The following is a 20780-nucleotide window of genomic DNA, read 5'->3' on the forward strand; positions in this document are numbered from 1 at the left end:
GCGGCGCGGGCGCCAAACGACGCACGTGAAGACCGCGTGTGTATGCCGAGTAGAGAGAACGCGAGGAAACCCTATGGGTTCTGTGATCAAGAAGCGCCGCAAGCGTATGTCGAAGAAGAAGCACCGCAAGCTGCTTCGCCGCACGCGTGTTCAGCGTCGCAAACTCGGCAAGTAAGCCTGCGTGCCTGCGACGAGCCCGTCACCTTCGAGGTGGCGGGCTCTCGCTGTGAAAATGGCCGGGTTTGTGACCGGTACCGGGCGAGGACGGGTCGCCAGTGTTAAAAGCTTGTAGATCGTGACGGCCAGTGGCAGGAATGCGGCTACTCTGGTACGCGAAACACGATGAGCAGGGGGCTTTGAGTGGGGTCAGGTTCGAGTTCCGATACGCGGGAACGACACGCGCCGAAAGTTGTGCTGGTCACGGGTGCCAGCCGGTTCTTCGGTGGCAACGTCGCGGCACGTCTGGCTGCCGAACCCGGCGTCGAACGTGTCATCGCCGTGGATACCGTGACGCCCAGTCGCGAGTTGCGTCGCAAGATGGGCCGCGCCGAATTCGTGCGCGCCGACATCAGGAATCCGCTGATTCGCAAGGTGGTCGAGGGCAACAACGTCGACACCGTGGTGCACGCGGCCGTGCTCACCCGTCCGCCCGCCGGTGGTGGGCGCGCGGTGATGAAGGACCTCAATGTGCTGGGCACGATGCAGTTGCTGGCCGTGTGCCAGAAGGCGTCGTCGGTGCGGCGGGTCGTGGTGCGCTCGTCGTCGGCGGTGTACGGCTGCAGCGCCAAGGATCCGGCGAAATTCACCGAGGAAATGGGTGCGCGCACCCCGCCCGCGGGATGGTTCGCGCGCGACATGATCGATATCGAGGCGTTGGTGCGCGGAATGGCGCGGCGCAGGCCCGATATCTCCGCGTCGATTCTGCGTTTCGCGCCGATCGTGGGCCCGCGCCTGGCCGATCGTGGCGTGCAATATCTGCGTTCGCCGATCACCCCGACCGTGCTGGGTCGTGAAGCGCGCCTGCAATTGCTGCACGAGGAGGACGCGGTCGCGGTGCTCGTGCACGCGGCGCAGCGGGCGCACGGCGGCACCGTGAATATCGCCGGCGATGGCGCGTTGGCGATGTCGCAGGCGATTCGCCGGGCCGGGCGGATCGTGGCTCCGGTTCCCTTCTTCCTGTTCCGCACGGTCGGTCGCTCGCTGATGGGGCCGATCATGCGCGGATTCAGCGGCGAACAACCCGACTATTTCTACTTCGGCTGCGGCCTGGACACCACCCGGATGCGCACCGAACTCGGTTTCACCCCACGCTGGACCACGGTTCAGGCATTCGACGACTTCATCGCGGGCGCAGCGTTGCGGCCCGTCTTCGATCCGACTTGGATCGACGCCGCGGAAAACAAACTGCTCGGTCTCATAGGGGCCGGTTCGGGAGCGCGTACATGAACGAGGGAGCGAAAGTCATTCGTCTCGACGTGAATGTCGAGGCCCGACAGCGACCGCAGACCCGGCGATGGCCGGATCAGCCCATGGCGGCGATGCCGGTGACCTCCCTGAGCGAACGTCGCCCCGGAATGCCCGCCCGGCCACCGAAGTCGCTGACCGACATCGTGCGCGACGCCGTCGGCGAACAGATCGAACGCACCGCGGAATTCGCGCGGCGCAGGCTCACCGGCGATTACCAGATCGACGAGTTCGGCTACGACCGACACCTGCTCGAATCGGTCATCCTGCCCGCCCTGCGACCCCTGTCGGATTTCTGGTTCCGGGTCGAGGTCAGTGGCATCGAGAACATTCCCGCGGTCGGTGGCGCGCTGCTGGTGGCCAACCACGCGGGCACCGTGCCGTTGGACGGGCTGATGCTGCAACTGGCCGTGCACGACAAACACCCGCATCACCGGGCCCTGCGACTACTGGCCGCGGACCTGATCTTCGAATTACCGGTGCTCGGCGCGTTGGCGCGCAAGGCCGGGCACACCCTGGCCTGCCATCCCGATGCCGAGCGACTGCTGCGCGCCGGACATATCGCCGGCGTGTTCCCGGAAGGGTTCAAGGGCGTGGGCAAGAGCTACGCCGACCGGTACAAGCTGCAGCGCTTCGGTCGCGGCGGGTTCGTGTCGGCGGCGGTGCGCGCGGGGGTGCCGATCATTCCGGTGTCGATCGTGGGCTCGGAGGAGATCTACCCGAAGCTGGCCGACATCAAGCCCCTTGCGCGTCTGCTCGGGCTGCCGTACTTCCCGGTGACGCCGCTGTTCCCGCATCTCGGACTGCTCGGCGCGGTGCCGATGCCGTCGAAGTGGTACATCGAGTTCGGTGAGCCGATCGCGACCACGGCGTTCGAACCCGAAGAGGCCGATGACCCGATGACGATGTTCGAGGTCACCGACCAGGTCCGCGAAACCATCCAGCAGACGCTGTACAAGCTGCTGGCCAAGCGCCGGAACGTGGTGCTGGGGTAGGCAGTTCAGTGTTCGCGGTGGCGGGCGACGACCGCCGCGACCGCTCCGCCTGCCGCGCCGATCGCCAGTGCGGTGGGCACGCCGATCTTGGCTGCCTTGCGACCCGTGCGGAAGTCGCGGATCTCCCAGCCCCGGTTCTTCGCCACTTCGCGTAGGTCCGAGTCGGGGTTGATGGCCACGGCAGTGCCGACCAGCGACAGCATGGGGACGTCGTTGTGGCTGTCGGAGTAGGCGGTACAGCGTTTGAGGTTCAGGCCCTCGCGGATGGCGAGGGTGCGCACCGCGTGTGCCTTGCCCAGACCGTGCAGGATGTCGCCGACCAGGCGGCCGGTGAACTTGCCGTCGACACTTTCCGCGACCGTGCCCAACGCGCCGGTCAGGCCCAGACGTTTGGCGATCACGTTGGCCAGTTCCACCGGGGTCGCGGTGACCAGCCAGACCTGCTGACCCGCGTCCAGGTGCATCTGCGCCAGCGCGCGGGTGCCCGGCCAGATCTTGTCGGCGATGATCTCGTCGTAGATCTCCTCGCCCAGCGCGGCGAGTTCGGCGGTGGGGCGGCCCGCGATGAAGCTCAGGGCCTTCTCCCGGCCCGAGACCATGTCCGAGGAGTTCTCCTTGCCGGTGACCCGGAACTTCACCTGCTTCCAGGCGACATCGACCAGGTCGGAGGTCTTGAAGTACTTGCGCGCGGCCAGACCGCGAGCGAAATGCACGATCGAGGCACCCTGCACGAGGGTGTTGTCCACGTCGAAGAACGCCGCGGCGGTGAGGTCGCGGGGGACCTCAGGACCGGCGTCGGTGCCCTGCTCGGCGAGCTCGGCGTCGTGTAACTCGAGCGCGGCGTCGGCACTGGCCTCACCGGCCAGATTGGCGCGCAGCTCTTCCTCGCTCGGCCCGAACGGGCTGCGTGGCAGCCGTGCGAACTGTTCCTGCAGTTCCTGACCCAGGCGGCTCGGTTGCCACCGCGCAGGGAACTCCCCGAATCGCCCTGCGACGAATCCGGCCCTAGTCACCTTCGAACGTTCCGGCACCAGTACCCTCCGCTAGTCGCGCGAACCATGTCCACAGTAACCGGATACACCGACAACCCGCGCCGGGCTCGAGGATTAAATAGAGCTCATGACCAATCCCACACCCACCGTGACCCTGTTGACCCGCGCCGGTTGCGGCATGTGCACCACGGCACTGACGCAATTGCAGAGTATCTGTGGTGATTTCGGTCTCCCGGTCGCCACGGTCGATGTCGACGAAGCCGCGGTCAACGACCCCGCACTGCGGGCGGAATACGGTGATCGACTGCCGGTGGTGCTGTTGAACGGCCGTGAACACAGCTATTTCGACGTCGATGAGCCCCGTTTGCGGGCCGACTTGAGCCGCATCGCTGGTCGCGACGGAAAATGAGGCCCAATTCACCGACTTTGTGAACGCCTGCACAAGCGGTTACGGTGGTGACACGCAATCCGCACCGCCCCTGGCACGCAGCGGCGGTGGCCGGGTTTGTACCGCCCCTATGGCACCGGTCGCGCTCTCTTTCCCGCAGCGACCCACACCGGTGAACGACACAGAGGAACCGGACCGCGATCAGGCCCGGAACGAGGAGCCGACGACGTGACAGAGCAGCACGAGACGCCAAGTGGCGCCTCCGGCAAGCCTGTCGTGCGCGATATTCCGCAAGCCACGGTGACTCGTCTGGCCACCTATCTCCGTGTTCTGTCCGGACTGGCCGACTCCGGTGTTGCCATCGTATCGAGTGAGGAACTCGCTGTCGCGGCGGGTGTCAATTCCGCCAAGCTGCGCAAGGATCTTTCCTTCCTCGGACCCAACGGTGTGCGGGGTGTCGGCTATGACGTAGCCAAGTTGCGCACCAGGATCGAAGATGTGCTCGGACTGTCGCAGGGACATCGAGTGGTGCTGGTCGGCGCGGGCAATCTCGGTCGCGCGCTGGTCGGTTACGGCGGATTCGGGGTACGAGGCTTCACCGTGGTCGGGATCTTCGACAACGACCCCGCGGTGATCGGTGCGTCGTACGCCGGTCTCGTCGTGCGCGATGTCGAACAGCTGTCCGCGCAGATTCCGGCGTTGGCGCCCACGATCGCGGTGGTGGCCGTGCCCGACGAGGCCGCCCAGGATGTGTGTGACCGGCTGGTCGCGGCCGGTCTGCCGTCGATTCTGAGCTTCGCCCCGCTGGAACTGCGCGCGCCCGCGCACGTGCAGGTCCGCCGCGTCGACCTGGCGATGGAACTGCAGATGCTGTCGTTCGACGCCGCCCGCAACGACGCGCTGCCCGAGATCGCCCAGATCGGTTCCGGCCGGATCGCGCGCCGGGTACCGCCACCGACCCACCTCACACACGCCGCACCGGTCGAACCGGCGCGCGGCAGGCCAGCGCGACGCACCGCGCCGCATGCGGCCACCCCCCACTCGGCAACGGAGCCAAGCACCAAGGGATCGGTGATTACGCCATGAGCGAGCGTCAGCGAGCGAATCAGCATTTCAGCGCTAGCGGGGTGTGGTCATGAGCGTTCTTCTGGTGGGGATTTCGCATCGCAGCGCCCCGGTGTCGGTGTTGGAGAAGGTCGCTATCAGCGATGCCGATCGGCCGAAGTTGGTGGACCGGCTGTTGGAATCCAGCCATGTGTCCGAGGCGATGATCGTTTCCACCTGTAACCGCGTCGAGGTCTACGCCGTGGTCGACGCCTTCCACGGCGGACTCGGCGAGGTGAGCGACCTGCTCACCAAGCATTCCGGGCTGCCGCTGGGCGATCTGACCAAGCACGCGTACGTCCGGTACAGCGAGGCCGCGGCCGAGCATCTGTTCGCGGTGGCCAGTGGTCTGGACTCGATGGTGGTCGGTGAGCAGCAGGTGCTCAGCCAGATCCGTACGGCCTATGCCAGCGCCGATGGGCAGCAGGCGGTCGGGCGCACCCTGCACGAACTGGCGCAGCACGGGTTGCGGGTGGGCAAGCGGGTGCATTCGGAGACCGGGATCGACCGGGCCGGTGCGTCGGTGGTGTCGGTGGCGCTGGATCGGGCCCGCGCGGTGGTCGGTGATCTGGCCGGGCGGACCGCGGTGGTCGTCGGTGCCGGTGCGATGGGCGGGCTGGCTGTGGCGCATCTGTCGCGGGCCGGGATCGGGCGGATCGTGGTGGTCAACCGGACGCTGGAACGCGCGCAGCGGCTGGCCGAAACCGGGCGGACCATGCACGGTGTCGATGCCGAGGCGGTCGAGATGTCGCGGCTGACCGAGGCCATGGCGGGCACCGATGTCGTGATCACCTGTACCGGCGCGGTCGGGTCCGTGGTGACTCTGGCCGACACCCATCGCGCGCTCGCGGGCCGTGCGCGCACCGAGGCCGCCGAACGTCCGCTGGTCTTCTGCGATCTGGGCCTGCCCCGCGATGTGGAGCACGCCGTGGCCGGTCTGCCCGGCGTGGCCGTGATCGACATCGAGTCGCTGCAGCGCGATCCGGCCGCGGGTGCCGCGGCCGACGACACCGCCGCCGCGCGCTTGATCGTCGCCGACGAACTCGCCAAATACCTTGCCGGACAACGCATGGCCGAGGTCACCCCCACGGTGGCCGCACTGCGTCAGCGGGCCGCCGACGTGGTGGAAGCCGAACTGCTGCGGCTGGATTCGCGCCTGCCCGACCTGGCCGACCCGGCGCGCGACGAGGTGGCACGCACTGTGCGCCGCGTGGTGGACAAGCTGCTGCACGCGCCGACCGTGCGCGTGAAACAGCTGGCATCCACACCCGGCGGTGACAGCTACGCCGAGGCGTTGCGTGAGCTGTTCGAACTCAAACCCGGTGCGGTGCAAGCGGTTGCCGCTCCGATGGAGGTCGCCGCGGGGGAGTCGGCGCTGGCCGACGACTTCACCGCGGGACACTTCGGCGAGTCGCCCCAACGCTTGACCGAGTCGCCCCAACGCTTGACCGAGTCGAGGCCCGATACCGGCAGCTTGCGAAACCACGCAGCGCCGTTCGGGCATGCGCAGGAGGAAACCGCATGACCACGACAGTGCAGGAAGAGGACACCGTGACCGCAGGCAGCACCAGTGCGCCGTGGCGGATCGGCACGCGCGGCAGTCTGCTCGCGCTGACACAGGCGGGCACCATCCGTGATGCGCTGATCGCGACGGGGCAGCCCGCCGAACTGGTGGTCATCAAGACACCCGGCGACCTGTCGTCGGATCCGGTGCAGAAGATCGGTGTCGGGGTGTTCACGTCCGCGCTGCGCGACGAACTGGCCGCGGGCACCATCGATATCGCGGTGCACTCCTATAAAGACCTCCCCACCGCGCAGGACCCGCGCTTCACCATCGCCGCTGTGCCGCCGCGCGAGGACCCGCGCGACGCGCTGGTGGCTCGCGACGGACTGGTGCTCGGCGAACTACCCGCCGGTGCCCGCGTCGGCACCTCCGCACCGCGCCGCGCTGCCCAGTTGCGAGCGCTGGGCCTCGGCCTGGAGATCGCACCCCTGCGCGGAAATATCGACACCCGCCTGCGCAAGGTCATCGACGGCGAACTCGATGCCATCGTGATCGCCCGCGCCGGCCTGTGCCGGATCGGGCGCACCGACGCGATCACCGAATCGCTCGAGCCGGTGCAGATGCTGCCCGCCCCCTCACAGGGTGCTCTGGCGGTCGAATGCCGCAGTGACGACCCGCAATTGATCGAGGTACTCGCCGGTCTGGACGATGCCGCGACCAGAGCCGCGGTGCTCGCCGAGCGTTCGCTGCTGGGTGAGCTCGAGGCAGGCTGCACCGCACCGATCGGGGCATTGGCCGAGATCGTCGAGTCGATCGACGAGGACGGCCGGATCTTCGACGAACTCTCGCTGCGCGCGTGTGCCGCCGCGATCGACGGCTCCGACGTGTTGCGCGCCTCGATCGTCGGCGCACCGAGCGACGCGGCCGAACTCGGCCGCACGCTGGCGCGCGAACTGCTGGACCTGGGGGCTCGCGCATTGCTGAGCGTCACAGACGAACCGGCGCCCACCGACTTCACTAATTCCAGCCCGATGGAGAACAACCGATGAGCAGCAGCCGAGCGACCAAGAAGCAACCAGGGCGGATCCTTTTCGTCGGATCCGGCCCAGGCGACCCGGCCCTGCTGACAGTGCGCGCCCGTGAGGTGCTCGAGCGGGCGATGCTGGCGTTCACCGACCCCGACGTCGACAAGGGCGTGCTCGCCCTGATCGGTATCGCCCACGAGGTGGACGAGAACGGTGTGAGCCCGGTCGACGTGCGCCCGGCCCTTGGTGAACCGGCCGAGGTCGCCAAGACGCTGATCGCCGAGGCCCGCAACGGTCACGACGTGGTCCGCATCGTCACCGGCGATCCGCTGACCACCGATTCGGTGATCAGCGAGGTCAACGCCGTGACCCGTTCGCACATGGTGTTCGAGGTGCTGCCGGGCCTGCCCAACGGTTCCGCGGTGCCCAGCTACGCCGGCATCGCACTGGGCTCGGGGCACACCGAGGCCGACGTGCGCGGCGAGGTCGACTGGTCGGCGCTGGCCGCCGCCCCCGGCCCGCTGGTGTTGCACGCCACCTCCGGCCACCTGGCCGAGACCGCGAGCGCGCTGGTCGAACACGGCATGGCCCCGCAGACGCCGGTCGCGGTGACCGTGCGCGGCACCACCCGTCAGCAGCGCACCATCGAGGCCACGCTGGCGTCGTTGAACAACGCCGCGTCGGAACTGGTCGGCCCGCTGGTCGTGACCGTGGGCAAGGAAGTCGACAAGCGCGCCAAGATGTCGTGGTGGGAATCGCGGGCGCTGTACGGCTGGACCGTGCTGGTGCCGCGCACCAAGGATCAGGCCGGCGAGATGAGCGAGCGCCTGGTCACCCACGGCGCGATCCCGATCGAGGTACCCACGATCGCGGTGGAGCCGCCGCGCAGCCCGGCCCAGATGGAACGGGCCGTGAAGGGCCTGGTCGACGGCCGCTACCAGTGGGTGGTGTTCACCTCCACCAACGCGGTGCGCGCGGTGTGGGAGAAGTTCGCCGAGTTCGGTCTGGACGCCCGCGCGTTCTCCGGTGTGAAGATCGCCTGCGTCGGTGAGGCCACCGCGGAGCGGGTGCGCTCGTTCGGCATCAACCCCGAGCTGGTGCCCAGCGGCGAGCAGTCCTCCGAGGGCCTGCTCGCGGACTTCCCGCCCTACGACGACGTGTTCGACCCGGTGAACCGGGTACTGCTGCCGCGCGCGGACATCGCCACCGAAACCCTGGCCGAGGGCCTGCGCGAGCGCGGCTGGGAGATCGACGACGTCACCGCGTACCGCACGGTGCGCGCCTCGCCGCCGCCCGCGGAGACCCGCGAGATGATCAAGACCGGCGGTTTCGACGCGGTGCTGTTCACCTCGTCCTCCACGGTGCGCAACCTGGTGGGTATCGCGGGCAAGCCGCATGCGCGCACCATCGTGGCCTGCATCGGCCCGAAGACCGCCGAGACCGCGATCGAGTTCGGCTTGCGCGTGGACGTGCAGCCCGAGTTCGCGCAGGTGGGTCCGCTGGTGGAGGCACTGGCCGAGCACGCGTCGCGCTTGCGCGCCGAGGGCCTGCTGCCCCCGCCGCGTAAGAAGAGCCGCCGCAGCAGCAGTCGCTAGTCGCCGCAGATACCCCGAAAGCCCGCCCGCAACGGCGGGCTTTCGGCGTATCAGGGTCATCGGCTATAGCGCAGCAGGGTGCGCACGAGTCGACAGGTGGCATCCGAGGGCGGTCGGATGTCGATCTTCTCGGCGGTGCGGCGGATCGTGTCGTTGGTGGCTTGATTGGGTAGGTACACACCGGAATCCAGCAGTGCGATGGTCAACCGCATGGCCTTGAGCCGGCGATTGTGCGCCACGTACCAGCGGCGCGGCCGGCCCGTAGGCAGGCGCTTCTTCTCGAGCGGCACGTATGGCGCGGTGATGAAAGTGGACTTGGTGGTGATGGCATTCATTCGGCGTCCTCCCGTCGCGTGTGGGTTCCGTCCCCCGTTCGGTTTCGACGAACCGAGCGGAACCCTCGAACACGCTTTCGATTATATCGAGGGGTACCGACAGGTTTCGGTGCGCGAGCGGCACAGGCGTATTCTGCGGGCTATGACCGCTTTCGACCGCCCGCGGCGGTTGCGCAGGACACCGGCGTTGCGCCGACTCGTCGCCGAGACCACGTTGCAGCCGCGGCAGCTGGTGCTGCCGATGTTCGTGGCCGACGGGCTGGACGAGCCGCGCGAGATCAGCTCGATGCCGGGGGTGTACCAGCACTCGTTGGACTCGCTGCGCAAGGCCGCCGTGGAATCGGTGGCCGCGGGGGTGGGCGGGCTGATGCTGTTCGGGGTGCCGCTGCCAGAAGACAAGGATGCCACCGGAAGTCACGCCAGTGACCCGAACGGGATTCTCAATCGCGGCCTGCGCGCGCTGGCCGAAGAGGTCGGCGGCGCGACGGTCATCATGGCCGACACCTGCCTGGACGAGTTCACCGATCACGGCCACTGCGGCGTGCTGGGCGCCGACGGCACGGTCGACAACGACGCCACCCTGCACCGCTACGTCGAAATGGCGCTGTCACAGGCCGACGCGGGCGCTGACCTGCTGGGCACCAGCGGGATGATGGACGGCCAGGTCGGCGCGATCCGGCGCGGGCTGGACGCGGTGGGCAGCACCGACACCGCCATCCTGGCCTACGCGGCCAAGTACGCCTCGGCGTTCTACGGCCCGTTCCGCGAGGCCGTCGGCTCGTCGCTGGTCGGCGATCGTCGCACCTACCAACAGGATCCGGCCAACCGCCGCGAGTCGATGCGCGAGCTCGAACTGGATCTGGCCGAGGGCGCCGACATCGTGATGGTCAAGCCCGCGATGTCGTATTTGGACATCCTGCGCGACGTCGCCGACCGTTCGACCGTTCCGGTCGCGGCCTATCAGATCTCGGGCGAGTACGCGATGATCACCGCCGCCGCCGACCGCGGCTGGATCGACCGTCGGGCCTCGATTCTGGAGTCGCTGATCGGCATCCGGCGGGCGGGCGCGGACATCGTGCTCACCTACTGGGCGACCGAGGCAGCACACTGGCTGTCGTGATCGTTCCACCGAACAAACCAGAAACCCTGCCCATGCCCGAAGACGTCGGCACCGCCCGCCAATTGTGGTGGGGCGTCGCGGGCCTCGGCGTTGTCTACATGGGCGCCGGAATCGCGACCATGACCGGCGAACGCGACGCGATGGCGAAGCAGTTCCTCGACGAGATCCACAAGTCCGATCCCGCCTTCCCCGCGTCGACCGTCGACCTGATCCTGACCGTGGCTTTCGTGCTGACCGCGCTGGTCGGGCTGGTGATGGCCGGGATCACCGTGCTGATCGCGCAGCAGTTGGGCCGGGGCAGATCGTGGGCGCGCACGGTGCTCACGGTGGTCGCGGTCTGGCTGGCGATGGGCGCGTTCGCCACCATGTTCACCTTCTCCGCGGTCGCGGGTCCGGCGACGATCATCGCGGGCGGCACGGCGATCGTGCAGGGTGTGTTGGCCGCGGGCGCGGCGTACCTGTCGTACCGGCCGGATTCGACGAAGTACTTTCTGTCCCACCGAAAGTGACCCCACACAGTGTATGGTGAGGATTATCACACCCGGTGGGCGGAGGCAATGATGCGAGTGGTGATTCAACAACCACACAGCCTGCGACGCGACCTGCTCGGCATCGGGTTGATGGTGGTGCTCACCCTCGTGGTCATCGGGCTGATTCTGCTACCGCGCCTGGTCGGCTGATCCGCACCTGCCCTGGCAGGATCGCACGCATGAAACGCTGGATCGTGCTGTGGGAACTGGGTCTTGCGGTGCTCTGCTCGTTGTGTGCCGTGCTCAGTTGGCGTGCCGCGCGGCGCACGACCGAGTTCCCCGACACCGAAGACCATCCCGGCTTCACGGCGGTGCGGTACGTCCCGCCGATGCTGTTGCTGGCGTGCGCGCTGGTGATCCTCAGCGGCATCCTGCTGATCGATATCGCCGCCAGGATCTACAGCAGATCCGCGACGCGCCGCCCCGCTGCGACCGTCGACAGTTTCGTGGCGTAGTCGCAGGCCAACGGCCCTAGATCGAATTCTTTCGCGCACGGGGGCGGCGTGTCGGGCGTGTCGTCGGTGGGTCGCTGCGGTCTGGGTCACTGTGCTCCACCCTGTCGTCCGGCGCGCCGAGGCGAACTGAGACACTGGAATCCGTGAGTCCTACGCAGGTACCGGTTTCCGCCCAGCTCTTCCAGCGGGCAGCTTCGGTGATTCCGGGTGGTGTCAATTCCCCGGTTCGTGCGTTCAACTCGGTCGGCGGCACGCCCCGGTTCATCAAATCCGCCAGCGGCTACACGCTCATCGACGCCGACGGCAACGACTACGTCGATCTGGTCTGCTCCTGGGGTCCGATGATCCTGGGCCACGCCCACCCCGCCGTCGTGGAAGCTGTGCAGACGGCCGCCACCAGCGGACTGTCGTTCGGCGCCCCGACCGAGGCCGAGATCGAGCTCGCCGAGGCCATCGCCGCCCGCGTCGATCCGGTCGAACGGGTCCGCTTGGTGAACTCCGGCACCGAGGCCACCATGAGCGCGGTGCGCCTGGCTCGCGGCTTCACCGGTCGCTCCAAGATCATCAAGTTCTCCGGTTGCTATCACGGCCACGTCGACGCGCTGCTGGCCGACGCGGGCTCCGGCGTCGCGACGCTCGGCCTGCCGACTTCGCCCGGCGTCACCGGCGCGCAAGCCGCCGACACCATCGTGCTGCCCTACAACGACCTCCCCGCCGTCGCCGCCGCCTTCGAAGCCCATCCCGGCCAGATCGCGTGCGTGATCACCGAAGCCGCCGCAGGCAATATGGGCGCGGTCGCCCCGCTGCCCGGCTTCAACGCGGGCCTGCGCGACCTCGCCCACGACAACGGCGCGTTGCTGATCATGGACGAGGTGATGACCGGTTTCCGTGTCAGCGCGTCGGGTTGGTACGGACTCGAAGGTGTCGCGGGCGACCTCTACACCTTCGGCAAGGTGATGAGCGGTGGCCTGCCCGCCGCCGCGTTCGGTGGTCGCGCCGAGATCATGAACAACCTCGCCCCGCTGGGCCCGGTCTATCAGGCGGGCACACTGTCGGGTAATCCCGTCGCCGTGGCCGCGGGCCTGGCGACGCTGCGTGCGGCCGACGAGCAGGTGTACGCGGCGCTGGATCGTAACGCCGATCGCCTCGGCTCGCTGTTCGCGAAGGCACTGACCGAGGCGGGCGTGCAGCACCAAGTCCAGTTCGCAGGCAATATGGTGAGCGTGTTCTTCGCCGAGCAGCCGGTGACCGACTATGCAGCCGCCAAAGCGAGCCAGACCTGGCGCTACCCCGCCTTCTTCCACGCCTTGCTCGACGCGGGCGTGTACGCGCCGCCCAGCGCGTACGAGGCATGGTTCGTCTCCGCGGCACTCGACGAGGACGCGTTCGACCGTATCGCCGCCGCTCTGCCCGCCGCCGCCCTCGCGGCCGCGGCCGCAACCCCCGAAGGATCGCCAGCGTGAGCTCCGACCAGCCCGACGCAGAATTCGCCCCAGTTCCCACTGACGGCGACGAGGCGCCGCATCCCGCGCCTGCCGCCGCGCCGCCTGTTCTCGACGTCGATTCCGATGTCGAAACCATCGTGCACGTGCTGCGCCACGGCGAGGTGCACAACCCCAACGGCATCCTCTACGGACGTCTGCCCGGCTTCAGCCTGTCGGTGACCGGTCGCTCGCAGGCCGGTGCGGTCGCGCGTTCGCTGGCCGATCACGACATCGCGATGGTGATCGCCTCCCCGCTGCAGCGCGCCCAGGAGACTGCGGCGCCGATCGCGGCCGCGCACGACCTGATCGTGCGCACCGACGAGAACCTGATCGAAGCGGGCAACACTTTCGAGGGCCTGCGCGTGTCCGTCGGTGACGGTGCCCTGCGCAAGCCGCGGCACTGGTGGAAGCTGCGCGACCCGTTCACCCCGTCGTGGGGCGAGCCGTACCTGCAGATCGCCCACCGGATGCTCGCCGCGGTGAACAAGGCCCGCGTGGAAGCCGCCGGTCATGAGGTCGTTCTGGTCTCACATCAGCTGCCGGTGTGGACGCTGCGTCGTTTCCTGCAGGGTCAGCGGTTGTGGCACGACCCGCGCAACCGTCAGTGCTCGCTCGCGTCGCTGACCTCGCTGGTCTACCACGGCGACACGCTGGTCGACATCGTCTATTCCGAGCCCGCGGGCGCGTCGGATCCGTCGGTTCACGGCGCATGACACGCTTCACCTCGTCGGGAACCGCCCGTGGCTATCTGCCGCGGGCGCTGACCGCCGTCCTCTCCGCCCTGCTGGTGATCGCTGCCGCGGCGGGGTGTTCGACGGGTACCGATGCGGTGGCGACCGGGGGCGGGACCTTCGAATTCGTCTCACCCGGTGGTAAAACGGAGATCTACTACGATCCGCCCGCCACTCGCGGGACGATCGGCACGCTGTCGGGGCCCGATCTGATGAACGAGGGAAAGACCCTTTCGGTCGACGATTTCCCGAACCAGATCGTGGTCGTGAACCTGTGGGGACAGTGGTGTGGCCCGTGCCGCGCCGAGTCGCCCGCCTTGGAAAAAGTCTTCGCGGCGACCAGAGATCAAGGCGTCGCGTTCCTGGGAATCAATGTCCGCGACTACCAGCGCGACAAAGCCCAGGACTTCGTGGTGGACAACAAGATCGAATACCCGTCCATCTACGACCCGTCGATGCGGACACTGCTCGCTCTCGGCGGAAACTTTCCCACCAGTGTCATCCCGACCACGTTGATCCTGGATCGTCAGCACCGGGTCGCCGCGGTCTTCCTTCGCTCGTTATTGGCCGAAGACCTTCAACCAGTAGTCGAGCGCATCGCCGCCGAGGAGAAACAGTGAGCAGCCGTCGTCGTCCAGGAAATCTGACCGCGTGTCGTCCCCGTCAGGGCGCGAGCCGAATGGGTGCGGGGTGGACGGTCGATGACCGTTGGGCCGGCATCGCGACCGTGCCGCGCAGTGTCGCCGGTGCCGGTCTGTTCGATTTCGGCCCCGCTGAAACAGCCGAAACCGAGCGTAAATTGTCGTTGCCGCGCGACGAGCAGCAGGATACGGACACCGACGAGTGATGCCGCTCGCCGCAGTCGGGGATTCCTTCCAGCAGACGGCGGCATCGGGTCCGCTTTTGCTGGCGCTGGGAGCCTGCCTGTTAGCGGGCCTGGTGTCGTTCGCTTCACCGTGTGTCGTGCCGCTGGTGCCCGGCTATCTGTCGTATCTGGCCGGTCTGGTCGGTGCCGAGGCGCCGCCTGCCACCAGTACTGCGGCCACGCTCACCGCGCAACGTCGTAGCGCGAAGCTGCGGGTCGCCGGTGCCGCCGGGCTGTTCGTGGCCGGGTTCACCGTGGTGTTCGTGCTGGCCACGGCCACTGTTTTCGGTGTCATCCAGACGTTGAACGTGAATCGGGAACTGCTGCAGCGCATCGGCGGTGTGGTGACGATCCTGATGGGTCTGGTGTTCATCGGCTTGGTCCCCGCCCTGCAACGCGACACGCGGATGGAGCCGCGCAGGCTCACCAGCATCGTCGGCGCGCCGCTGCTGGGTGGCGTGTTCGCGCTGGGCTGGACGCCGTGTCTGGGCCCGACGCTGTCGGGTGTGATGGCGGTATCCGCGGGCACCGAGGGCACCACCGCCGCGCGCGGGGTGACGTTGATCGTGGCCTACTGCCTCGGTCTCGGACTGCCTTTCATCGTGCTGGCCTTCGGGTCGGCCGGTGCGCTGCGCGGGGTCGGTTGGCTGCGGCGCAATTCGCGCACCATTCAAGTTGTCGGGGGTGTTCTGCTCGTTGCCGTCGGCATCGCGCTGGTCACGGGGGCATGGGATCAGTTCGTTGGCTGGGTGCGTGACGGGTTCGTCTCCGAGGTGACTCTTCCGATCTGATGACTGACACGCTGACCACACCGACCACCCCCACCCCGCCCGTCCGGCAATCGCTGCCGGGCCGGGCCTGGGCCCTGGTCCGGAATTCCTGGCGCGGCCTCACGAGCATGCGCACCGCCCTGGTGCTGCTGTTCCTGCTCGCGCTGGCCGCCATCCCCGGCGCGCTGCTGCCGCAACGCAGCCTCAACACGCAGAAGGTCGAGCAGTACATCGCCGACCGGCCGACGCTGGGCCCGTGGATGGACCGGTTCGAACTGTTCGACGTGTTCGGCAGCTTCTGGTTCACCGCCATCTACGCGCTGCTGTTCATCTCGCTGGTGGGCTGCATCCTGCCGCGCTGCTGGGACCACTACCGCGCCCTGCGCACCCCGCCCGTGCCCGCGCCGCGCAATCTGGGTCGCCTGCCGCACCACGTCCGCGAGACCGACGATCGCACGCCCGACGAGGTGATCTCCGCCGCTCGAAGCGCGCTTCGTGGCTGGCGCACCGAGGTTCGCCCCGGTCAGCGCGACGGTGAGGTGACGCTGTCGGCGGAGAAGGGGTACCTGCGCGAGTTCGGCAACCTGGTGTTCCACCTGTCGCTGGTGGGTCTGCTGGTCGCGATCGCACTGGGCAAGCTGCTCGGGTACGAGGGCAATGTCATCGTGATCGCCAACAACGGTCCCGGCTTCTGCACCACCTCGCCCGCGGTGTTCGACTCGTTCCGCGCGGGCAACACCAACGACGGCACCGGCATGACGCCGCTGTGCATCAAGGTCAAGGATTTCAAAGCCGACTACCTGCCCACCGGTCAGGCCGAGATGTTCCACTCCAACATCGAGTACCAGGCAGGCGCGGACCTCGCGACCGACACCTGGCGCAGTACCGAGCTGCGGGTGAACCATCCGTTGCGCGTCGCCGGTGACCGCGTCTACCTGCAGGGACACGGTTTCGCGCCGACCTTCACGGTCACCTTCCCCAACGGTCAGACCCGCACCGAGACCATCCAGTGGCGGCCCGACGACGCCCAGACCTTCCTGTCCAGCGGTGTGCTGCGCATCGACCCGCCCGGTGGCATGTACGCCACCGACGAGGAACGCCGCCAGAACCAGATCGCCATCGAGGGCCTGTTCGCGCCGACCGCGATGTTCCACGGCAGCCTGCTCACCTCCTCGTTCCCGAAGATGGACGATCCGGCCGTCGCGGTGGACATCTACCGCGGCAACACCGGTCTGGACACCGGTCGTTCGCAGTCGCTGTTCGCGCTGGATCCGGAGATGATCAAGCAGGGTCGGCTGACGAAGGAAGCGCGGGTCAACCTGCGTCCGGGTGAGTCGACGTCGCTGCCCAACGGCACGAAGGTCACCTTCGACGGTGCGCAGGAATTCGTCAATCTGCAGGTTTCGCACGACCCCGCCCAGCAGTGGGTGCTGGTCAGCGCGCTGACGATGATGGCCGGGTTGCTGGTGTCGCTGCTGCTGAAACGGCGTCGGATCTGGATCCGGACGTACCCGGCGTCGGACACGGCAGGTACCGTGGATCAACGACGCACCGTAGTAGAAATGGGCGGTCTCGCCCGCAGCGACCAAGCCGGGTGGGGCGCCGAATTCGACCGACTACGGGCACGGCTGCTGGGAGCGGACAAGTGACGCGCGCATTCGACAGGGAGACGGAATCCTGATGCAGATCGACGAAACGCTGGCACGCTACAGCGACTTCGCCTTCATGTCGGCCATCGCCGTCTACGCGCTGGCGACGGTCCTGCTGATCGTGCAGTACGCCTCGGCGCGCGCCAAGCAGGTCGTGGGCCGCGAGTCGGCAACCACCGACCCGGCACTGCCCGGCCGGATCGCCGCGCCCGTCGAGAAGTCGCGCGCGGAACGCTTCGGCGACATGGCCTTCTCGGTGCTGTCGGTCGGCGCGGTCCTGCACATCACCTCGATCGTGCTGCGCGGCTTCGCCACCCACCGCTTCCCGCTGGGCAACATGTACGAGTTCACCACCATGGCCACCGCCGCCGCCGTGGTGATCGGCCTGATCTTCCTGCGCGACCAGCGCTACCGCTCCATGTGGGCGTTCCTGCTGGTCCCCGTCCTGATCCTGATGTTCCTGGCAGGCACGGTCCTGTACGCCGACGCCGCCCCCGTGGTCCCCGCGCTGCGCTCGTTCTGGCTGCCCATCCACGTCACCATCGTCAGCATCGGCAGCGGCGTGTTCCTGGTCTCCGGCGTAGCCAGCCTGCTCTACCTGTTCCGCATGCGCGAACCCGCAGGCGAAGAGTCCTCGAACCTGCTCGGCACCATCGCCCGCCGCCTCCCCGACGCCCGCACCCTCGACCAACTGGCCTACAAAACCACCATCATCGGCTTCCCCCTCTTCGGCGCAGGCGTAATCCTCGGCGCCATCTGGGCCGAAGCCGCCTGGGGCCGCTTCTGGGGCTGGGACCCCAAAGAAACCTGCTCCTTCATCGCCTGGGTCCTCTACGCCGCCTACCTCCACGCCCGAGCCACCTCCGGCTGGCGAGACACCAAGGCAGCCTGGATCAACATCGCCGGCTTCGTCGCGATGCTGTTCAACTTGTTCATCATCAACATGGTGATCAGCGGGTTGCACAGCTACGCCGGTCTGAACTGACCGTGCCCGTCTCGGCTTCGCTCCTGAGCCACGAGTCGAGCGTCGTGCAGCGGTCTGTAGGACAATTCGGTTGTGCCAACATTGCGGGGGACGGCCGTTCGGTGGGTGTGCGATGACAGCAGCGCCGGAGGCGTCATCGAGGTCCAATTCGCCGACGCCGACGGCGACGTACATTCCGTGATCGACAAGCTGCCGACCTTCTTTGGACCGGACGACGATGACATCTGGCCCGAGTCTCCCTACCCGATGCCATGCCGGATCGGCGTGGTCATCGTCGAAAACCTCGATGGCGGACGCACCGTAATCGACCTTCGTTGGTCGGAATCGACCAACGAAGAGGTTCGATTCATCGTGCCTAGCAACAACATTGCGGCGTGACAGGCAATCGAAGTCCTCGCCCGCGCGGGTAGCATCGCGCGGTGCGACCGCGTTGGCTGATTGATCTCCATGAGGACTTCCCTGGGTCTGCCGTTGTCGCGGCCGCACTCGACGATGCGCTGATCGTCGAGCCGCGTGACGTGATGATGGGACGCTGGCCGGTCGTCGAGGACGGCCGTGCGGTGGTCGGATACGGGACGATGCCCACGATGACGAACCTGCGTCGCGTGCCGCGACTCGGGGAAGCGGTGTTCGACGACTACGCCACGCTGCGCTGCTCGTCGTACTACCGATACGTATACGACTTCCTCGGACGCACCGCCGTGCTCGTGCCGTTCGCTGCGGTTCCAGGGCTTCCGCTGCGGCGCATGTTCGGGAGTGATCAGGTCTTCGTTCGCAGCGATACGAACTACAAACTGTTTCCCGCGGGCGTGCATACCGTCGAGGAGTTGGGTCGGTGGGTCCAGATCTACGACAAGCATCGCGACGAGCTCGTTGTCGTGTCCGAGGTCGTGACCTTCGAACACGAGTACCGCTGCTTCTGCCGTAACGGCCGATTCTTCTGCGGAAGCTCGTATCCGCTCGAGCCATACCTCCCCGTCCCCGACCACGTCCGTACCTACGCAGAGGCCGTGGCGGCGCGCCTGCTCGCTCACGGAGCCTCGGTGATCACCGTCGATGTCGGCATCGGGCACGACGGCGACCTTCGACTTGTGGAAATCGGCGGTGTGAACAGTTGGGGAATCTACGGCTCGAACGTCGGCGACTTCATTGCCGCGATGGAGGCTGAGGTGCTCGCTCGCGCGGACGTGTGACGGAGGGAGACGACCGGTTGGCCGGGGGCTGGGCGCTGAAAATTATTCTGGGGCAACGGGATTGACGCGGCATGGGTCAACCGGCGATGATATTCGGTTCGGCTCGACGTGGGCCGGTTATCAGCTGGAGGATCCCGGTGGGGAAGAAGTTTTCGATGGTTTTGATGGTTGCCGGTGCGGTTTTCGCTGGGGGAGCGGGGCAGGCGGGGGCTGAGGCCGGTGATGATGGGCGGCTTTACGGGGTTTTGGTGATGGGGGCCGCTGATTCTTCGTACGTGGTGACGGCCACGAATTACCCGAGCTGGGATGCGGCCGAGGAGGCGGCGCGCGAACTGTGTGAACGGCCGACCTGTGTGGTCGTCGCGCGTTTCGTCGACGAGTGTGTGTCGTTGGGGATGACCGAGCTGGACAGGAATGGGCGCAGCGGCGACTATCGCATCCGGATGGCACCGACTGCGCAGGAGGCGGAAGCTGCTGCGGTCGCGGCTGCCGGGAAGCTCGGCCCGGGTCGCGTTCACGCGAAGACTGTGTGCACCGCCAACGCGGGCTGAGATCTACGTCCGGATGCCCGCAAGGGCGCACCCGGACCCGCGGCTGGTCAGCAGTAGTAGCAGATCTTGTTCGCCGGGAGTTCTACGTGGCAGTTCAGGCAGACCGGTTTGCGGACCGGTTCGGGCTTGGGGACTGCGGTGCTGGTGCGGCGGGCGGCGGTGGAGCGTTTGACGGCTGCCTCGGCGGCTTCGGCGGTGGCCAGGTCCGCGGAGGTGGACTGACGGATGGCGGCGACCTTCGGGGGGAGGGTGGGGAGGCCGCCGTCGGCGGGGAGGTCGGTGGCGTAGTGCTGGTAGCACTGCCAGCGGGCGGCGGCGGCGTGCATCTCGAGGTCGTCGGGGATGGGCAGGCCCGCGAGTTCGAGGATGTAGCGGTAGCCGGTGCCCACCGTCTGGTTCTTGCGCACACACAACGCGCTCAGCGGCGGTTCGTTGTTCTTGTGACAGTGCTCGGCGACCTTGTCCAACACCACGGGCAGCCAGTGTTGCCACTTCACCGCGGTCCGGATACCGGACTCTTCCTGGACCAGTTCGGCCAGTTCGGTGTTGACGATGAAGTTGTTGAAGCGGGTGGCGGTATCGGCCAGCACCTCGTGTGCGGCACGGGTCCATTCCGACCGTGCCTCGGTGAACGTCACGGCGCTGCCGTCGGCCGCGCGCCAAGTGGTCGGGACAGAACCCTGCTGCACATCAATCACCGGAATACGTTATCTACCCAGCTGTTTCGCCGCGCAACGGGGGTATGTGGGTCAACTCACGCGAACCAACATCGCGGGGCTATTCGGTGGGCCCGGAGTCGTCGCGGGGTTGTTTACCGAGACGCCAGAGAAATTCCGGGTCGTCGTCGGGACCCAGTACCGGTCTGCGCGGCGGTGGCCCGGATTGCGGGCGGGGCTTTTGAGGGCCGAACGCCTTCCAGCACAACACCGCGATGGCCACGATCGCGATCAGTGCCAACAGGTACGTCACGTCGCTCACCTCCTGCTATCGAGGGTAGCCGTGTCCGCGCCGTGTGCACATGCGCAACGGGAGGGAAATTCTCGGC

Annotated in this window: 25 protein-coding genes; 21 read left to right on the forward strand and 4 right to left on the reverse strand. The window is 67.5% G+C overall.

Translation table 11 applies throughout. The features are described 5' to 3' along the window. Window positions 1-73 precede the first annotated feature (73 nt). From ACFWU5_RS08555 to ACFWU5_RS08565, 3 genes are all read left to right on the forward strand, one after another. The gene (locus ACFWU5_RS08555) at window positions 74-175 is read left to right on the forward strand and encodes a 30S ribosomal protein bS22 (RefSeq protein WP_003402602.1); all 102 of its coding nucleotides are present in this window, start codon (window positions 74-76) and stop codon (window positions 173-175) included. 185 nt (window positions 176-360) lie between these two features. Next, window positions 361-1446 carry an NAD-dependent epimerase/dehydratase family protein gene (locus ACFWU5_RS08560; protein ID WP_379243435.1) on the forward strand — a complete coding sequence of 362 codons (1086 nt, stop codon included), beginning with the start codon at window positions 361-363 and terminating at the stop codon, window positions 1444-1446. After that, window positions 1443-2459 carry a lysophospholipid acyltransferase family protein gene (locus tag ACFWU5_RS08565; protein WP_379243433.1) on the forward strand — a complete coding sequence of 339 codons (1017 nt, stop codon included), beginning with the start codon at window positions 1443-1445 and terminating at the stop codon, window positions 2457-2459. The genes ACFWU5_RS08560 and ACFWU5_RS08565 overlap by 4 nt, the downstream gene beginning before the upstream one ends. 5 nt (window positions 2460-2464) lie before the next feature. Here ACFWU5_RS08565 and ACFWU5_RS08570 read toward each other — a convergent pair whose 3' ends face one another. Further along, window positions 2465-3490, reverse strand: a complete 1026-nt coding sequence (locus ACFWU5_RS08570; protein WP_379243431.1) for an HAD family hydrolase — start codon at window positions 3488-3490, stop codon at window positions 2465-2467. A gap of 88 nt (window positions 3491-3578) precedes the next feature. On the opposite strand from ACFWU5_RS08570, the gene ACFWU5_RS08575 reads away from it, so the two are divergent. The 5 genes from ACFWU5_RS08575 (at window position 3579) to ACFWU5_RS08595 (ending at window position 9067) form a co-directional block, all read left to right on the forward strand. Continuing rightward, entirely contained in the window at window positions 3579-3860 is a 282-nt protein-coding gene (locus ACFWU5_RS08575; protein ID WP_379243429.1) for a glutaredoxin family protein, read from the forward strand. Between the two features lie 207 nt (window positions 3861-4067). Further along, a complete protein-coding gene (locus ACFWU5_RS08580) occupies window positions 4068-4925 on the forward strand; it encodes a redox-sensing transcriptional repressor Rex (RefSeq protein WP_379243427.1) in 858 nt (285 codons plus the stop codon). A 49-nt stretch (window positions 4926-4974) separates the two neighbouring features. Further along, window positions 4975-6468: a glutamyl-tRNA reductase gene (locus tag ACFWU5_RS08585; protein ID WP_379266628.1), complete on the forward strand. Its 1494-nt coding sequence runs from the start codon at window positions 4975-4977 to the stop codon at window positions 6466-6468. Next, window positions 6465-7496 carry a hydroxymethylbilane synthase gene (hemC, locus tag ACFWU5_RS08590; RefSeq protein WP_379266629.1) on the forward strand — a complete coding sequence of 344 codons (1032 nt, stop codon included), beginning with the start codon at window positions 6465-6467 and terminating at the stop codon, window positions 7494-7496. The genes ACFWU5_RS08585 and hemC overlap by 4 nt, the downstream gene beginning before the upstream one ends. Beyond that, the gene (locus ACFWU5_RS08595) at window positions 7493-9067 is read left to right on the forward strand and encodes a uroporphyrinogen-III synthase (RefSeq protein ID WP_379243421.1); all 1575 of its coding nucleotides are present in this window, start codon (window positions 7493-7495) and stop codon (window positions 9065-9067) included. The genes hemC and ACFWU5_RS08595 overlap by 4 nt, the downstream gene beginning before the upstream one ends. 56 nt (window positions 9068-9123) lie before the next feature. On the opposite strand, the gene ACFWU5_RS08600 is transcribed toward ACFWU5_RS08595, so the two are convergent. After that, window positions 9124-9402, reverse strand: coding sequence for a hypothetical protein (locus ACFWU5_RS08600; RefSeq protein ID WP_379243419.1), 279 nt, complete (start codon window positions 9400-9402; stop codon window positions 9124-9126). 142 nt (window positions 9403-9544) lie between these two features. Here ACFWU5_RS08600 and hemB point away from each other — a divergent pair, with 142 nt between their 5' ends. From hemB to ACFWU5_RS08665, 13 genes are all read left to right on the forward strand, one after another. After that, window positions 9545-10522, forward strand: coding sequence for a porphobilinogen synthase (gene hemB / locus ACFWU5_RS08605; RefSeq protein ID WP_379266630.1), 978 nt, complete (start codon window positions 9545-9547; stop codon window positions 10520-10522). Next, window positions 10519-11031: a hypothetical protein gene (locus ACFWU5_RS08610; RefSeq protein WP_379266631.1), complete on the forward strand. Its 513-nt coding sequence runs from the start codon at window positions 10519-10521 to the stop codon at window positions 11029-11031. The genes hemB and ACFWU5_RS08610 overlap by 4 nt, the downstream gene beginning before the upstream one ends. Before the next feature lie 200 nt (window positions 11032-11231). Next, window positions 11232-11507 carry a hypothetical protein gene (locus ACFWU5_RS08615; RefSeq protein WP_379266632.1) on the forward strand — a complete coding sequence of 92 codons (276 nt, stop codon included), beginning with the start codon at window positions 11232-11234 and terminating at the stop codon, window positions 11505-11507. A gap of 143 nt (window positions 11508-11650) precedes the next feature. Further along, on the forward strand, window positions 11651-12970 hold the full coding sequence (hemL, locus tag ACFWU5_RS08620) for a glutamate-1-semialdehyde 2,1-aminomutase (protein ID WP_379266633.1): 1320 nt from the start codon (window positions 11651-11653) through the stop codon (window positions 12968-12970). Between the two features lie 116 nt (window positions 12971-13086). Next, a complete protein-coding gene (locus ACFWU5_RS08625; RefSeq protein ID WP_379266708.1) occupies window positions 13087-13704 on the forward strand; it encodes a histidine phosphatase family protein in 618 nt (205 codons plus the stop codon). Next, window positions 13701-14342: a TlpA disulfide reductase family protein gene (locus ACFWU5_RS08630; RefSeq protein ID WP_379243412.1), complete on the forward strand. Its 642-nt coding sequence runs from the start codon at window positions 13701-13703 to the stop codon at window positions 14340-14342. The genes ACFWU5_RS08625 and ACFWU5_RS08630 overlap by 4 nt, the downstream gene beginning before the upstream one ends. Further along, a complete protein-coding gene (locus ACFWU5_RS08635; RefSeq protein ID WP_379266634.1) occupies window positions 14339-14569 on the forward strand; it encodes a hypothetical protein in 231 nt (76 codons plus the stop codon). Before ACFWU5_RS08630 ends, ACFWU5_RS08635 begins: the two co-directional genes overlap by 4 nt. Beyond that, complete coding sequence (locus ACFWU5_RS08640; RefSeq protein ID WP_379243408.1) at window positions 14569-15378, forward strand: cytochrome c biogenesis CcdA family protein; 810 nt, start codon at window positions 14569-14571, stop codon at window positions 15376-15378. The genes ACFWU5_RS08635 and ACFWU5_RS08640 overlap by 1 nt, the downstream gene beginning before the upstream one ends. After that, complete coding sequence (locus ACFWU5_RS08645) at window positions 15378-17006, forward strand: cytochrome c biogenesis protein ResB (RefSeq protein ID WP_379266635.1); 1629 nt, start codon at window positions 15378-15380, stop codon at window positions 17004-17006. The genes ACFWU5_RS08640 and ACFWU5_RS08645 overlap by 1 nt, the downstream gene beginning before the upstream one ends. Window positions 17007-17037: 31 nt before the next feature. Then, window positions 17038-17991: a c-type cytochrome biogenesis protein CcsB gene (gene ccsB, locus ACFWU5_RS08650; protein WP_379266636.1), complete on the forward strand. Its 954-nt coding sequence runs from the start codon at window positions 17038-17040 to the stop codon at window positions 17989-17991. Between the two features lie 105 nt (window positions 17992-18096). Further along, window positions 18097-18369: a hypothetical protein gene (locus tag ACFWU5_RS08655; protein WP_379243402.1), complete on the forward strand. Its 273-nt coding sequence runs from the start codon at window positions 18097-18099 to the stop codon at window positions 18367-18369. Window positions 18370-18410: 41 nt separating this feature from the next. Continuing rightward, window positions 18411-19184 (forward strand): ATP-grasp domain-containing protein, encoded by a 774-nt coding sequence (locus ACFWU5_RS08660; protein WP_379243401.1) that lies wholly within the window; start codon window positions 18411-18413, stop codon window positions 19182-19184. A gap of 155 nt (window positions 19185-19339) precedes the next feature. Then, complete coding sequence (locus tag ACFWU5_RS08665) at window positions 19340-19735, forward strand: DUF4189 domain-containing protein (RefSeq protein WP_379266637.1); 396 nt, start codon at window positions 19340-19342, stop codon at window positions 19733-19735. A gap of 47 nt (window positions 19736-19782) precedes the next feature. Here the strand turns inward: ACFWU5_RS08665 and ACFWU5_RS08670 are convergent, their stop codons facing one another. Next, window positions 19783-20433, reverse strand: a complete 651-nt coding sequence (locus tag ACFWU5_RS08670; RefSeq protein ID WP_379243398.1) for a hypothetical protein — start codon at window positions 20431-20433, stop codon at window positions 19783-19785. Window positions 20434-20512: 79 nt separating this feature from the next. Next, window positions 20513-20704, reverse strand: coding sequence for a hypothetical protein (locus ACFWU5_RS08675; protein WP_379243397.1), 192 nt, complete (start codon window positions 20702-20704; stop codon window positions 20513-20515). Window positions 20705-20780 lie beyond the last annotated feature (76 nt).

The organism is Nocardia sp. NPDC058640 (assembly GCF_042716995.1).
In the GTDB taxonomy this organism is placed as follows: domain Bacteria; phylum Actinomycetota; class Actinomycetes; order Mycobacteriales; family Mycobacteriaceae; genus Nocardia.